Annotated in this window: 13 protein-coding genes; 5 read left to right on the forward strand and 8 right to left on the reverse strand. The window is 68.0% G+C overall.

The window, feature by feature from the left end:
- Window positions 1-92: 92 nt before the first annotated feature.
- The 3 genes from V1Y59_RS05690 to V1Y59_RS05700 all read right to left on the reverse strand — a co-directional run bounded on the left by V1Y59_RS05690 (window position 93) and on the right by V1Y59_RS05700 (window position 3,861).
- Window positions 93-944: an alpha/beta fold hydrolase gene (locus V1Y59_RS05690; protein WP_330503876.1), complete on the reverse strand. Its 852-nt coding sequence runs from the start codon at window positions 942-944 to the stop codon at window positions 93-95.
- 25 nt (window positions 945-969) lie between these two features.
- Entirely contained in the window at window positions 970-1,851 is an 882-nt protein-coding gene (locus V1Y59_RS05695; RefSeq protein ID WP_330503877.1) for a universal stress protein, read from the reverse strand.
- Between the two features lie 168 nt (window positions 1,852-2,019).
- Complete coding sequence (locus tag V1Y59_RS05700; protein WP_330503878.1) at window positions 2,020-3,861, reverse strand: NAD(P)/FAD-dependent oxidoreductase; 1,842 nt, start codon at window positions 3,859-3,861, stop codon at window positions 2,020-2,022.
- Window positions 3,862-4,024: 163 nt separating this feature from the next.
- On the opposite strand from V1Y59_RS05700, the gene V1Y59_RS05705 reads away from it, so the two are divergent.
- Window positions 4,025-5,269 (forward strand): helix-turn-helix domain-containing protein, encoded by a 1,245-nt coding sequence (locus V1Y59_RS05705; protein ID WP_431309109.1) that lies wholly within the window; start codon window positions 4,025-4,027, stop codon window positions 5,267-5,269.
- Window positions 5,270-5,284: 15 nt separating this feature from the next.
- Here V1Y59_RS05705 and V1Y59_RS05710 read toward each other — a convergent pair whose 3' ends face one another.
- Both V1Y59_RS05710 and V1Y59_RS05715 read right to left on the reverse strand, forming a co-directional pair.
- Entirely contained in the window at window positions 5,285-5,908 is a 624-nt protein-coding gene (locus V1Y59_RS05710) for a hypothetical protein (RefSeq protein WP_330503879.1), read from the reverse strand.
- Between the two features lie 85 nt (window positions 5,909-5,993).
- The gene (locus tag V1Y59_RS05715) at window positions 5,994-6,803 is read right to left on the reverse strand and encodes a helix-turn-helix domain-containing protein (RefSeq protein WP_330503880.1); all 810 of its coding nucleotides are present in this window, start codon (window positions 6,801-6,803) and stop codon (window positions 5,994-5,996) included.
- 70 nt (window positions 6,804-6,873) lie between these two features.
- On the opposite strand from V1Y59_RS05715, the gene glsA reads away from it, so the two are divergent.
- Together glsA and nucS are read left to right on the forward strand one after the other, a co-directional pair.
- Window positions 6,874-8,304 (forward strand): glutaminase A, encoded by a 1,431-nt coding sequence (gene glsA, locus V1Y59_RS05720; RefSeq protein ID WP_330503882.1) that lies wholly within the window; start codon window positions 6,874-6,876, stop codon window positions 8,302-8,304.
- Window positions 8,305-8,336: 32 nt separating this feature from the next.
- Window positions 8,337-9,020 carry an endonuclease NucS gene (gene nucS, locus V1Y59_RS05725; protein WP_330503883.1) on the forward strand — a complete coding sequence of 228 codons (684 nt, stop codon included), beginning with the start codon at window positions 8,337-8,339 and terminating at the stop codon, window positions 9,018-9,020.
- A 22-nt stretch (window positions 9,021-9,042) separates the two neighbouring features.
- On the opposite strand, the gene V1Y59_RS05730 is transcribed toward nucS, so the two are convergent.
- Genes V1Y59_RS05730 through mce form a run of 3 tightly spaced genes read right to left on the reverse strand, consistent with a single transcriptional unit; the run spans window position 9,043 to window position 11,063 of the window.
- The gene (locus tag V1Y59_RS05730; protein ID WP_330503884.1) at window positions 9,043-9,462 is read right to left on the reverse strand and encodes a nitroreductase/quinone reductase family protein; all 420 of its coding nucleotides are present in this window, start codon (window positions 9,460-9,462) and stop codon (window positions 9,043-9,045) included.
- Between the two features lie 52 nt (window positions 9,463-9,514).
- The gene (locus V1Y59_RS05735) at window positions 9,515-10,552 is read right to left on the reverse strand and encodes a coiled-coil domain-containing protein (RefSeq protein WP_330503885.1); all 1,038 of its coding nucleotides are present in this window, start codon (window positions 10,550-10,552) and stop codon (window positions 9,515-9,517) included.
- A 28-nt stretch (window positions 10,553-10,580) separates the two neighbouring features.
- The gene (mce, locus tag V1Y59_RS05740) at window positions 10,581-11,063 is read right to left on the reverse strand and encodes a methylmalonyl-CoA epimerase (RefSeq protein ID WP_330503886.1); all 483 of its coding nucleotides are present in this window, start codon (window positions 11,061-11,063) and stop codon (window positions 10,581-10,583) included.
- Between the two features lie 81 nt (window positions 11,064-11,144).
- Here mce and V1Y59_RS05745 point away from each other — a divergent pair, with 81 nt between their 5' ends.
- Both V1Y59_RS05745 and V1Y59_RS05750 read left to right on the forward strand, forming a co-directional pair.
- Window positions 11,145-12,377, forward strand: coding sequence for an acetyl-CoA C-acetyltransferase (locus tag V1Y59_RS05745; RefSeq protein ID WP_330503887.1), 1,233 nt, complete (start codon window positions 11,145-11,147; stop codon window positions 12,375-12,377).
- Between the two features lie 77 nt (window positions 12,378-12,454).
- Complete coding sequence (locus V1Y59_RS05750) at window positions 12,455-12,805, forward strand: DUF3817 domain-containing protein (RefSeq protein ID WP_431309110.1); 351 nt, start codon at window positions 12,455-12,457, stop codon at window positions 12,803-12,805.
- Window positions 12,806-12,807: the final 2 nt, after the last annotated feature.

The raw sequence follows: 12,807 nt of genomic DNA on the forward strand, positions 1-12,807 counted from the left end.
AAGGCGGCCCCTCCATTGACGCCGACGCCCACCTGCGCCTCTCCGCGCCCGAAACCATCTGGACGACGACGCTGAAGTGATCCTCGCCGTCATCAACGCCAGGCACTAAGGAGGTCCAACTCAGGTCCGGAGGGCAGCCACCTCGTCAATGCGGTGGCCAATGCCGCCGGCGCATCGATCTGGATCAGGTGGCCGGCATCGGGGATCTCGGTCATCGTCGCACCGGGGATGAGTGCGTGGAGTCGGCGGCCGGCGTCGATGGGGAGCCAGGTGTCGTCGGTGCCCCAGATGACGTGCGTGGGTGCCCGGATTTGGTGATACATCGGTTCGATCTCGTCGGTGAACCGCTCGTCGGCCTGGGCGATCTGGAGGTAGAACGCTGCCTGCCCGTCGTCGCCGAGCCATGGAGCGACGAGCATGTCGAGGTCGTCGGGGCGCAGCCGTTGGTGCGCCGCGCCGGCGATGTACGCCTCCAGCGCCCCTCGATGTACCGCGGTAGGGAGCTGGGTGAACACGTCGGCGTTGTCGCGAACCAGCGTGAAGAACGGTGAGCCCCATGGCCGTAGCGCGACGACGTCGACGAGGCACAGGGAGTCGTACCGGGCGCCGTGAAGCAGGTGGGCACGAAGGGCGACCGCCCCGCCGAAGTCGTGTGCGACGACGTGCGGGGCGTCGAGGCCCCAGATCTCGAGCAGGTGTGCGAACAACTCGCCTTGGACGCCGAGGTCGACGCGGGCGTCGGAGCCTTTCGAGGACTGCCCGTAACCGGGCATGTCCCACAGGAAGACCGTGAAGCGGTCCGCGAGCGGCTCTGCGATGGGCCGCCACAGAGCCGAAGACCATGGCGTTCCGTGGAGGAACACCAGTGCGGGGCCCGCCCCGAACGACTGCCAGGCGATGCTGTGTCCCCGCCACTCGACCCTTTCGGGGAGGGATCGCGGCATCATCCGGATGTTTCTCGCAGCCCCGTCATGCCGACGACTGATCCCGGCGGGGAACCACGACCATCGGCTCCGCCAGCACGCGCAGCATCTTGGCGGCCGTCGAGCCGAGGAACAGGGTATCCGGCGCAGCCAGCCTGCTGGAGCCGACGAGGATCAGGTCTCCCTCGTGCCATTCGACGGTGCCGACGGCGTCCTCGACGCTGTCGCCCCGAGCGACGGTCGAGCTGACGCCGATCGACTCCGGTAGTCGTGCATGTGCGGCGTCCAGCGTCCTCTGCGAGAGTTCTATGGCACGGGCCAACGCCTCGTCGTCGGGCGCGCGGCGAGGCAGGTCATCGCGTGACACGAGGGACAGGAGTCGTAGGGGGAGATCACCCCGCGCACTCAGATCGACAGCGGTGTCGAGAATGGTCTCGGCTCCTGGACGTGGTCCGATCGCAGCGGTGATCTCCCGGATGCGCGCAGGTCCGGTGTGGCGGAACCCGCTGGGGGCCAGTACCACCGGGATGGGCGACGAGTGCAGGATGTCGTTGACGACCGAGCCGAGACTGTGGCGGCCGGTGATTCCTCCCCCGGATCCGCCCACGATCAGGATCGACGATTCGAGGCGCTCGGCCTCTGCGATCAGCCCGCTCGCGGGATTCTCGTTCACGGCGACGTGGGTCTCGGCCCGGACGTCGTCGGGGAGCAGGGCAGCTGCTTGGGCGAGCCACTTCTCGGCCGTCTCGTCGAGGATCGCGCTGAGGTTGGCATCGGAGCTGTCCGCTGGATCGCCGGGTGGTATGACCAAGGTGATGTCGAGCGACGCGCCGACCGTGCGGGCCAGGGTGACTCCCAGTGCGACCGCATCCTCCCCTCCGGGGGTGGCGAGGTATGCGACGAGCAGCTTCATTCCGGCTCCCATCATGCGCTCGTGGACCTGCAGGTGAACCCAGTGTGCGCCGTCGTCGCCGAGGGCTTCGGGTCAGGCGCCGCTCACCTGCGCCAGGGTATCGAACCCGACGCCGTCGGCCGGCGCGAAATGGGGGTCCGGCCCGGATCGAGGTGACGTCGGCGATCCGGGGCGAGTGTGTCGTCAGGAGAGGTGGTGGACGTCCTGAAGTCCGTACACCGGGGTCGGGATGCCGACGTGGCGGGCCTTGAGCTGCAAAGCGAGGTACAGCGAATAGTGCCGTGACTGATGCAGATTGCCACCGTGGAACCAGAGCCCCGGCTGTTGGGTCGGCTTCCACATATTGCGCTGCTCGCCTTCCCAGGGGCCCGGGTCCTTGGTGGTGTCCGACCCCAGGCCCCACACCTTGCCGACGCGGTCGGCGACGTCCTGGCCCATGAGGTCGGCGGCCCAGCCGTTCATCGATCCGTATCCGGTCGCGTAGACGACCACGTCGGCGGGTAGCTCGGTGCCGTCGGCGAGCACCACGCTGTTCTCGGTCAGATGATCGACCTGTCCGTGTTCGAGCTTGATCGTTCCGTCGGCGACGAGTTCACACGCGCCGACGTCGATGTAGTAGCCGGAGCCACGGCGTAGGTACTTCATGAAGAGTCCCGAGTCGTCGTCGCCGAAGTCGAGATCGAACCCTGCGGTCTCGAGACGATCGTAGAACTCCTTGTCGCGCTCGCGGATCTGGTCGTAGAGCGGAATCTGGAACTCGTGCATGATGCGGTACGGAAGGGAAGCGAACGTCAGATCTGCCTTCTTGGTCGTCATCCCGCCCGCGACCGCCTCCTCGCTGTAGAGCGCACCGAGGCCGATCTCCATCAGCGAGTCCGACCGGACGATGTGCGTCGATGACCGCTGCACCATGGTCGTGTCGACCCCGTTCTCCACCAATGCTTTACAGATGTCGTGCGCGGAGTTGTTGGAGCCGATCACCACGACCTTCCGGCCGACGAAACCGTCGGGTCCCGGATGTCGGCTGGAATGGTGCTGGTCGCCGGCGAAGACGTCCTGTCCCGGGATGCTCGGGACGTTGGCCTTTCCCGACATGCCGGTGGCGAGCACGAGCTGAGCCGGATGCAGGGTCATCCGTTCTCCGTCGCGGTCGAGTTCGACGGTCCACCGTTGTTCGGTCTCGTCGTAGGACGCGGACAGGCATGTCGTCTTGCTCCAGTACGGGACCTCCATCACCTTCGTGTAGAACTCCAGCCAGTCGCCGATCTTGTCCTTCGGCGCGAACACCGGCCAGTTGTCCGGGAACGGAAGATAGGGCAGGTGGTCGTACCAGACCGGATCGTGCAGGCACAGCGACTTGTAGCGCTTGCGCCATTGGTCGCCCGGTCGGTCATGACGGTCGACGACGATCGACGGCACGCCGAGCTGTCGCAGTCGCGCACCCAGCGCGATCCCGCCCTGGCCGCCGCCGATCACCAGCACGTACGGCTGCACAGACCGTCCTAGTGCGGCCTCCTCGTCGTCGCGCTTCTCCGCCCAGGATCGGCGATCGACGTCGGAGCCGTGCACCGCGCCGAGAACTCGCGTGGGCCCACTCGACTCCTCGTGCCCTTTGAGCTCCTGCAGCGTCGTGAGCAGGGTCCACGCGACATCCGCGCCGGTCAGGTCGTCCGGCTTGAGGCGGAGGTGACCCACTCCGCGTCCCGTCGCGGTCTCGAACTCGATGAACGCGGTGGCCACGCCGGAATCGTCGGCGGTGGCGGGCTCACTGGTCCGGAATCCCCGCGGGTCGGTGTCGTCGAGCCGCGCACCGAGCATGTCGGCGATGCCGTCGCGACCTTCGACGGTCCGCAGATTCCAGGTGAACGAGACCAGGTCACGCCAGAAGCCGTCCGTGGCGAACAGCGAGACCGCACGCCCGATGTCGCGGGCGGCGAGCGCCGCCTCGAAGGAGGCCAGCCACGCGTCGACGCGCTGTTGCGGATCGGTGGCGATACCGGCGGGTGGTTCCAATGTCTGCGTCATGGTGGTGCTCCTCGGGTCGACTCGGCGTTCCTGTGATCCACAGCACACGCGCCGACCGATGGGGGTGGCAAGGGTTGCATCGGGTTGCGGATCTCCTCCGCAACTCCCTGCAACCCCGGGTCCACCTTTGCCACCGGGTGTGACCGGGAGCACAATCGGGTCTGTGACGGTCTCTGAAGTCCACCCCGGCCCCGAACCCGCAGTCCCCGCGGGCGACGACCCGCGTCAGTACGCGCACCTGCTGAGCACGGTCTACGACGCCGCGATGGCGGGGGAGAAGATGCCCGCGCGGCCCCGGACGGTGATCGGCGAATCGTGGGACCGGGTCTCCGACGCCGGGGTCGACCCGGACGCCGGGGGCCCCGGCGACGGTCTCGACGCCGGTGATCTCGAGTCCCGTCGCCTGGACTCCGGTCTGTCGGTCGTCCTCGAGGACCTCACTCGGGGTCTCGATTCCGTGATCGCCGACGGCGACAACATCCTCGTCGTGGCCGACTCTGCCGGTCATGTGCTCTGGCGCAGCGGTGCACCTCGGGTGATGCATCGTGCCGATCGGCTCGGGTTCGTCGAGGGTGCGAACTGGGGTGAGAATTCCGTCGGCACCAATGCCATCGGCACGGCCCTGATGTCCGGACACGCCGTCCAGGTGTTCTCCGCCGAACACTTCGTGCGCACCCATCACGCGTGGACCTGCGCCGGTGCCCCGATCCGCGACCCGCGGACCGGGACACTCCTCGGCGTCGTCGACGTCAGCGGCCCGGCGGCGACGATCCATCCGACGACAGTGGCCCTGGTCGACGTGGTCGCGAAACTGGCCGAGGCGCGGTTGCGCGATCACCATCGCCGATGTCTGGATCAGCTCCGATCGGTGGCCGCGCCGATGCTGGCGCGCCTCGACGGGCCGGCGTTGGCGGTCGACACCGACGGCTGGGTCGTCGCGGTCGATGCCGTCGCCCCGCGTCCGCGCCTGGCATTGCCCCGGCATCCCGGTCCGGGCCGGGTGTGGCTGCACGGGCTGGGGGAGTGCGATCTCGATCCGTTGCCCGGTGGGTGGCTGGTGCGGGTGGCCGAGGACGACACCTCACCGTCGGGAACGATGCTCGACCTCGACTGGCGCGATCCGCGGGCGCCCTCGCTCACCGTCAGCGGAGCCACCGGTCGCTGGACCATGAGGCCGTCCCCGCGTCACGCCGAGATCCTTGCGCTGCTCGTCGAGCACCCGGCCGGGCGGAGTGCGGCGCAGATGTCGCGGCACCTCTTCGGGGTCGACGACCGGACGATCACGGTGCGGGCCGAGATATCGCGTCTCCGAAAGCATCTCGGCGGGCTGCTGGCGGCCAACCCGTACCGGTTCGCCGACGGGGTCACCGCCCGGGTGGACCGGGACGAGGGCGGCGTCCTCCGCTGACGCCCGGTACCGCCGTCACAGCGGCAGGCCCTCGCGGCGGGCGTAGGCGGTGCGGCAGCCGTCTGCACAGAATCCCAGTCGCACGCCGTCGTGGTCGAGGGTGATCGTTCCCCGTCCATCGGGGACGATCATCCCGCAGATCGGATCCACCAACCGGCCGGCCGGAGCGGGTGCCGCGGCTCCCTTCTCCTGCGCCGACCGGAAATCCTCGGTGAGAAACGACAGGACGTCTTCCGCGGTCGATGGCCGGCCGTCCAGACCGATCTGACCGTCGGGCACCCCCTCCACGCGTATCCACAGACTTCCCCGCGGTCGATCCCATCCGCGAGCCTCGTCGAGTCGCCGCACCGCCGTGCGCAGCAGTCCCATGAAGGTGTCGCCGCCTTCATCACGCCACGCGGCCGGCACGGTGAGGGTGACGATCACCGGCGGTGCGGTGTCGGCCGAGGGCGTACCGAATCCCGTGCGCCAGCCGTGTAGTTCGCGGAATGCGATGTGCGTGGCCTGTCGTGCCCGGTCGATCGTGTCGGTGGTCTGAGCGTCCGGTGCGAGGAACAGATCGAGGATCGCATCGCCCAGCATCGCGCGATCCTCGTCGTCGAACCTTCCTGCGGGGTGGGCGATCTCGATCAGCAACATGGGGACTCCTCGCTCGGTCGCGGACGGGCGTCGTCGTCACCATCAGCGTCCGTGAGAGTCCCGAGGTCTGCAATTACCTCCGAGGTCAAGACCTGAGGTCGGACAGTCGCTGCAGCACTGTGCGAGTCGCGGTGTCCGCGGGGACGAAGGTCTCGATGGCGATCTCGTCGACGGCGACGTCGCGGGGAGACCCGAACACCGTCACCGCGTACAGCAGGGAGAGGCGGCCGAAATCGGTGTCGAGCACCATCGGGGTCGCCAGTTCGGTGCCCGGGGCCATGCCGGGGTCGTCCTTGCCGTCCGGGTCGTCATCCCCGGCGCGGCCCGAGTAGCCGTCGAGCTCCGCGAGCAGATCGGCCAGATACGGGTCGGCCGTGCGCTCGTATTGACGTCGAATCCGTCGCAGCGTGATCGCCCGCCACTGGGCATGGTTTCGCAGCTGCGGTGCCAATCCGTCGGGGTGCAGGGTCACGCGCAGCATGTTCGGTCGCGGCTCGCGCAGGTACGCGGGCACACCGGACAGGAACGTCGACATCGCGCCGTTGGCTGCCAGCAGTTTCCATCGTGCGTTCACCGCGACTGCCGGGTACGGCTCGTGACCGGCGAGGAATTCGTCGATCGCCGTGCGGATCTCGCCGAGGTCGTCGGCGGTGTGCTCGGTGTGTACGGGCGCGAGACCTGCAGCCAGGAAGAATCGGTTCCGCTCGCGCAGCGGGACGTCCAGCTCATCGCACAAGCGCTCGATCATGCCGCGGCTCGGCCGGGATCGGCCGGTCTCGATGAAGCTCAGGTGCCGCGTCGAGACTCCGGTGGCGATCGATATCTCCAATTGGGATCGGCGGCGTCGCTGCCTCCAGTGACGCACCAGGGCGCCGACGTGCTCGTGCGCGGTCATGCTGCTCACGGTAGGGCGGGACGCTCGCGTCCATCACCGCTCCGGGCGATCGGGCCGCTACATTCGCTGTGTGGCATCCCTCGTCGACAGGTATCTCAGTCACATCACCACGGCCTGTACCGCGGATCGTTCCGGTGCGGTCGCCGATTACATCCCGGAACTCGCCCAGGTGGATCCCGAGGGCTACGGGCTGTCGTTGTGCATGCACGACGGGCAGATCTACTCCCGAGGCGACAGCACCGTGGAGTTCACCATCCAATCGATCTCCAAGCCGCTCAGCTATGCCATGGCGCTCAACCGGCTCGGCTATGTGCGTGTCGACGAGAAGATCGGGGTCGAGCCGTCGGGCGAGGCGTTCAACGAGATCAGCGTCGACGACCGCATGCGGCCGAAGAACCCGATGATCAACGCAGGCGCCATCCAGACCGTGTCGTTGCTGTTGCCACCTGTGCGTGAGGTGTCGGCGCAGACCGTCGACCAGGTCTTCGACGAAGTGGTGGCGTTCTACTCGGCATGTGCGGGGCGGCGGCTGGCGCTCGATTCCGCGGTCTACGGCTCGGAGGCGAGCACCGGATCACGCAACCGCGCGATCGCCTACATGCTCGACAGCTTCGGCGTCATGGACACGGACCCGGAGGCGGCGCTCGACCTCTACTACCGCCAGTGCTCCCTGCGGGTCACCACCGACGACCTCGCCGTGATCGGCGCGACGCTGGCCAATGGCGGGGCCAACCCACGCACCGGACGCCAGGTCATCGCACAGGAGGTCGCACAGCGGGTGCTGTCGGTGATGACGACATGCGGGATGTATGACGGCGCCGGCGACTGGGTGACGTCGGTCGGCCTGCCGGCGAAAAGCGGTGTGGGAGGGGGCATCCTGGCGACCCTTCCGGGGCAGCTGGGCATCGGAATCTACTCGCCGCGGCTGGATCGGCACGGCAACAGCGTGCGGGGGATCGACACGTGTCGTCACCTCTCGACCGACCTCGGGCTGCACATGTTCAATCTGAACCGGGAGAGCCGGGTCACGATCAGGTCCATCTACGACATCGGCGCTTTCGAGATCGGCGAGGAATGGTCCGGTCGGGAACGCGGCTTCCTGTCGACCTGTCGTGATCAGGTCAAGGTCTACGAACTGCAGGGCGATCTCACGTTCTCGGGTGCGGAGTCCGCGCTGCGCCGGATCGAGGCCGACATGGACGATTATCTGGTGGCCATCGTCGACCTCTCGCGGATCGACGTCATCGACCCGGTGGCCCGGACGATGATGCTCAGCGTCAAACACACCCTGGACGAGCGCGGGCAGTTGGCGATGGTGGTCGACCCCGACGGAGTGCTGCGCGCGAGCGTCGAGCGGCACCGCGAGGATCAGGTCGTGCCGGATCTGGTCGCACCGGAGACGCTTCGTGGCTTCGACCCGACACTGCCGCACGTCCACTCGTCGATGGCCGATGCGGTCATCGATGCGGAAGCATTTCAACTCGAGCGGCGTGCCGGGTAGAGCCAGAAGTCCGGCCCGTTACGCTGACCCACGTGCGTCTGGTTATCGCAGAGTGCCAAGTGGATTACGTCGGTCGGCTGACCGCCCATCTGCCGATGGCGAAGCGGTTGTTGCTGATCAAGTCGGACGGTTCGGTGAGTGTCCACGCCGACGACCGTGCCTACAAGCCGTTGAACTGGATGAGCCCCCCGTGCTCGCTGACCGAGTCGGCGGTACCCGACGGTGTCGACGCCGAGGCGTACTGGGTGGTCACCAACAAGGCGGGTGAGGAGTTGCGGATCACCATCGCGGCGATCGAGCACGACTCGGCCCACGACCTCGGCATCGACCCCGGACTGGTCAAGGACGGCGTCGAAGCCCACCTGCAGGAGCTGCTCGCCGAGCACGTCGAGACACTCGGGACGGGCCACACGCTGATCCGGCGTGAGTACATGACGGCGATCGGGCCGGTGGATCTGCTGTGTCGGGACGCCGACGGTGCGACCGTGGCGGTCGAGATCAAACGCCGGGGCGAGATCGACGGGGTCGAACAGCTGACACGATATCTGGACCTGCTCAATCGCGATCCGATCCTGGCTCCGGTGAGCGGTGTCTTCGCCGCGCAGCAGATCAAGCCGCAGGCCCGGACGCTGGCCGAGGACCGCGGAATCCGATGCCTGGTCTTGGACTACGACGCGCTGCGCGGCGCGGAGAGCACCGAGTTCCGCTTGTTCTGAACCGCCACGTCCGTGCGCAGGGTCAGGGCGCGGGTGTAGGGCTCAGGGCGACGACGGCGATGGTGCGACTGACCTTGTCCTGATATGCCTGGTAATCGAACACCGTGTCGTTCAGTGTCTGCCACATCACCGCACGCTCGTCCCCGGTGATCTCGGTACCGGTCACCGAGGTGACGGTGCCGGCGACGTCGATGCTGGCCGGGCTGCCCGCGCGCAGGTTCAGCCACCAGCCGGGCTCCCAGTCGGCCCCGCCGTTGGAGGCGACGACGATCCACCGTCCCCGGTCCGGCATGTAGATGAGGGGAGTCGTGCGCGGTTTGCCGCTGGTACGACCGGTCGTGGTCAGCAGCAGCAGGTCGGCGCCGCGGAACCGCTTGGGCCGCAGACGCGCGACGATACCGTTCATGACCCGGTTGACCAGCACGAACCCACGCCGCTTCATGACGAGATGGTAGCGAGCCACGCCCACTCACGCGGAGAGGTGGAGGTTCGCGTCAGTTCCCGGCGCCTCGTCCACCGGTCGAACCCGCCGAAGCCGACGCAGTCCCGTTCGGGCCGGACCGCTTGACCTGCGACTGTGTCGACAACGCTCGATTGAGCAGTTCCGCATCGTCGTTCTCGGTGAGTTCGGCGAGATCCGCGTGACGTTCGGACAACTGCGCGGGCAGCTTGGCGACCTCGTCGCGGACCCGGTCGAGCTGTTCGACGACCTGCTTACGTGCCTGGTCCGCCTTGCTCGCCAACTCGCGCGAACGGGCCAGGCGCTCGGTGGCGATCTCCTGCGCGGTGTCCTTCATACGTTGCGCCTCGCTGCGGGCGCGCTCGCGCTGGGCGGCGAGCTCTGCGTCGTGACGCTCCCGTTCGGCCTGCCGGGCCCGCGTGCTCTGCAACTCCAGCTCGGCCGCCTCGCCCTTGGCCTTGGTGACGATCCGGCGCGCCTCGTCGTGGGCGGCAGTCATCGTCTCTTTGTGCTCGGCTTCCATGGCGGCCTTGCGTTCGGCGATGAGCGTCGCGGCCTCCTCGGCTTCCTCGGCCGACCGCGCGGCCAGCTCGTCGGCGTTCTCGCGGATCTGGCGCGCCCGCTCCTGCGCTTCGGCGATCGTCTTCTTGGCGTCTTCGTCGGCGGTCTCGCGGATGCGGGTGGCGTCGGCCTCCGCGTCGTCCCGAAGCGTCGTGGCCTCCTGCCGGGCGATCGACGTCACCTCGGCGGCCTCGGCGGCGGCGTCGGCGCGGATCTCGGAGGCCTCGTCGGACGCCAGTTGCAGCATGCGGCCGAGGCGCTCACTCATCCCCTGCGCGGTGGTCGGCGGTACCGAGAGCTTGTCGACCTCGCGGCGCAACTCCTCGATCTCGTCGCGCGCCTCCTCGAGATGCGCGGCCAGTTCGTGCGCATTGGCGGTCGCGGCGTCGCGGTCGGCGGCGAGGACCCGCAACTCGGCATCCACCCGCTGCAGGTGTTCGGCCACCTGTTCGCGATCGAACCCGCGCATGACGATGGCGAACGGGAGATTACGCGGTGCCGGAGCTGACATGCGGCACAGTCTAACTCAGGGGTGCACCTCAGTGACCTGTGGAATCGGCCGCCGGCTCGACCAGTTCCAGCAGCACGCCGCCGGCATCCTTGGGGTGGACGAAGTTGATCCGCGAATCGGCTGTGCCGCGACGTGGCTGCGGGTAGAGGACACGGACACCCGCTGCGGTGAGGCGTTCGGTCACCGCGTCCACGTCGGTCACCCGCACCGCCAGCTGCTGCAGTCCCGGGCCGTTGCGATCGAGGAACTTCGCGATCGTCGATTCGTCGTTGAGCGGGGCGAGCAACTGGATGACCGCGCCGCCCGCGGTCCGCGGTCCGACCATCGCCTCGACGACACCCTGCTCCTCGTTGGTCTCCTCGTGGAGCGTCTCGAACCCGAGGTGATCGAGGTACCACTTTTTCGCGGCGTCGAGGTCGGGTACGGCGATGCCGACATGGTCGATGGCGACGACGAGATCCGAGATCACCGCGGTCGTCGAGGTGGCAGGGTCTGCTGCTGAGGTACTCATGCTCTAACGGTAGCGTTGAGGTCAGATGCTCACAGAGCGGGCGCTCGGTCTGCCGGCTCAGCCGATGTTGGAGGTCCCCCCATGTCCACGTCCACCGAACAGTCGTCGACGGTCATCGTCGCAGGCGCGCGGACCCCGTTCGGCCGCCTGCAGGGCTCGCTCAAGGATTTCAGTGCCGTCGACCTGGGTGCGCTCGCGATCGACGGCGCGCTGGAGCGTTCCGGGGTGCCGGCATCGGCCGTCGAGTACGTGATCATGGGTCAGGTGCTGACCGCGGGGGCCGGTCAGATGCCGGCACGGCAGACCGCGGTCAAGGCGGGTATCGACTGGGATGTCCCCGCCCTGACGATCAACAAGATGTGCCTGTCCGGCATCGACTCGATCGCGTTGGCAGATCAGTTGATCCGGGCCGGTGAATTCGACTGTGTCGTCGCCGGCGGCCAGGAGTCGATGACGCAGGCACCGCATCTGCTACCGGGCAGCCGCAGCGGGTTCAAGTACGGCAACACCGAGCTCGTCGACCACATGGCGTACGACGGGCTGTGGGATGTCTTCACCGATCAGCCGATGGGTGCGCTGACCGAACAGGGCAACGATGTCGTCGAGGGCCAGGAGGCCGAGGCGACCCGCGGCTTCACCCGCGCCGAGCAGGACGAGTTCGCGGCCCGCAGCCACCAGCGTGCGGCCATCGCGTGGAAGAACGGGGTGTTCGCCGACGAGGTGGTGCCGGTGAGCATCCCGCAGCGCAAGGGCGACCCCGTCTCGTTCGCCGAGGACGAGGGCGTGCGCGCGGACACCACCGCCGACTCGCTCGCCGGCCTGCGGCCCGCGTTCCGCAGGGACGGTTCTATCACCGCGGGCAACGCGTCACAGATCTCCGATGGCGCTGCCGCGGTGATCGTGATGAGCAAGTCGAAGGCACAGGAGCTCGGCGTGACGTGGCTGGCCGAGATCGGCCCGCACGGCGTCGTCGCCGGTCCGGACTCGACGCTGCAGGCCCAGCCCGCCAACGCCATCGAGAAGGCCTGCGCACGCGCGGGTATCGCCCCGTCGGACCTCGATCTGATCGAGATCAACGAGGCGTTCGCCGCCGTCGGGCTGGCCTCCACCAAGCAGCTCGGCATCGACCCGGAGATCGTCAACGTGAACGGCGGCGCGATCGCGGTCGGGCATCCGATCGGGACGTCGGGAGCGCGGATCACCCTGCACCTGGCGCTGGAGTTGCAGCGCAGGGGCGGTGGCGTCGGCGCGGCCGCGCTCTGCGGCGCCGGTGGTCAGGGCGACGCACTGATCATCCGGGTGCCCAAGAACTGATCGCCCGTCCAGACCGGCGGGGAGATCTTTACTACACCTCGTCGTAGAAGTATGTCCGATTCGGCACAATGGAACTCATGTCGCAACTCTTCGATCTCAGCACCCCCGCCAAACGCTTCCGGTTCGTCGCCGTCCTGGAGGCGATCACCTGGGTGGCGCTGCTGATCGCCATGTTCTTCAAGTGGGTCCTCGGTTACGAGGAGGCGGTCGCCGTGCCCGGGATGGTGCACGGCATCGTCTTCGTCGTGTTCGTGCTGGTGGCGCTGGTGACAGCGGTCCAGCTGCGATGGAACCTCGTCGTGACGGGGCTGGCCCTGGTGTCCTCGATCCCGCCGCTCGGCACCCTGGTCTTCGAATGGTGGGGCCAGCGCAACGGTCACCTCGCCGAACTCTCCGACGACGCGGCACCGCAGCGTCTCGCGGCCTGACG

The organism is Gordonia prachuapensis, assembly GCF_036350515.1.
Taxonomy (GTDB): domain Bacteria; phylum Actinomycetota; class Actinomycetes; order Mycobacteriales; family Mycobacteriaceae; genus Gordonia; species Gordonia prachuapensis.

What these genes read in the sequence shown, in the direction of transcription:
- V1Y59_RS05690 (WP_330503876.1), bottom strand. Translation starts at nt 944, where the DNA reads ATGCCGCGATCCCTCCCCGAAAGGGTCGAGTGGCGGGGACACAGCATC.
- V1Y59_RS05695 (WP_330503877.1), bottom strand. Translation starts at nt 1,851, where the DNA reads ATGATGGGAGCCGGAATGAAGCTGCTCGTCGCATACCTCGCCACCCCC.
- V1Y59_RS05700 (WP_330503878.1), bottom strand. Translation starts at nt 3,861, where the DNA reads ATGACGCAGACATTGGAACCACCCGCCGGTATCGCCACCGATCCGCAA.
- V1Y59_RS05710 (WP_330503879.1), bottom strand. Translation starts at nt 5,908, where the DNA reads ATGTTGCTGATCGAGATCGCCCACCCCGCAGGAAGGTTCGACGACGAG.
- V1Y59_RS05715 (WP_330503880.1), bottom strand. Translation starts at nt 6,803, where the DNA reads ATGACCGCGCACGAGCACGTCGGCGCCCTGGTGCGTCACTGGAGGCAG.
- V1Y59_RS05730 (WP_330503884.1), bottom strand. Translation starts at nt 9,462, where the DNA reads ATGAAGCGGCGTGGGTTCGTGCTGGTCAACCGGGTCATGAACGGTATC.
- V1Y59_RS05735 (WP_330503885.1), bottom strand. Translation starts at nt 10,552, where the DNA reads ATGTCAGCTCCGGCACCGCGTAATCTCCCGTTCGCCATCGTCATGCGC.
- mce (WP_330503886.1), bottom strand. Translation starts at nt 11,063, where the DNA reads ATGAGTACCTCAGCAGCAGACCCTGCCACCTCGACGACCGCGGTGATC.
- V1Y59_RS05745 (WP_330503887.1), top strand. Translation starts at nt 11,145, where the DNA reads ATGTCCACGTCCACCGAACAGTCGTCGACGGTCATCGTCGCAGGCGCG.
- V1Y59_RS05750 (WP_431309110.1), top strand. Translation starts at nt 12,455, where the DNA reads ATGTCGCAACTCTTCGATCTCAGCACCCCCGCCAAACGCTTCCGGTTC.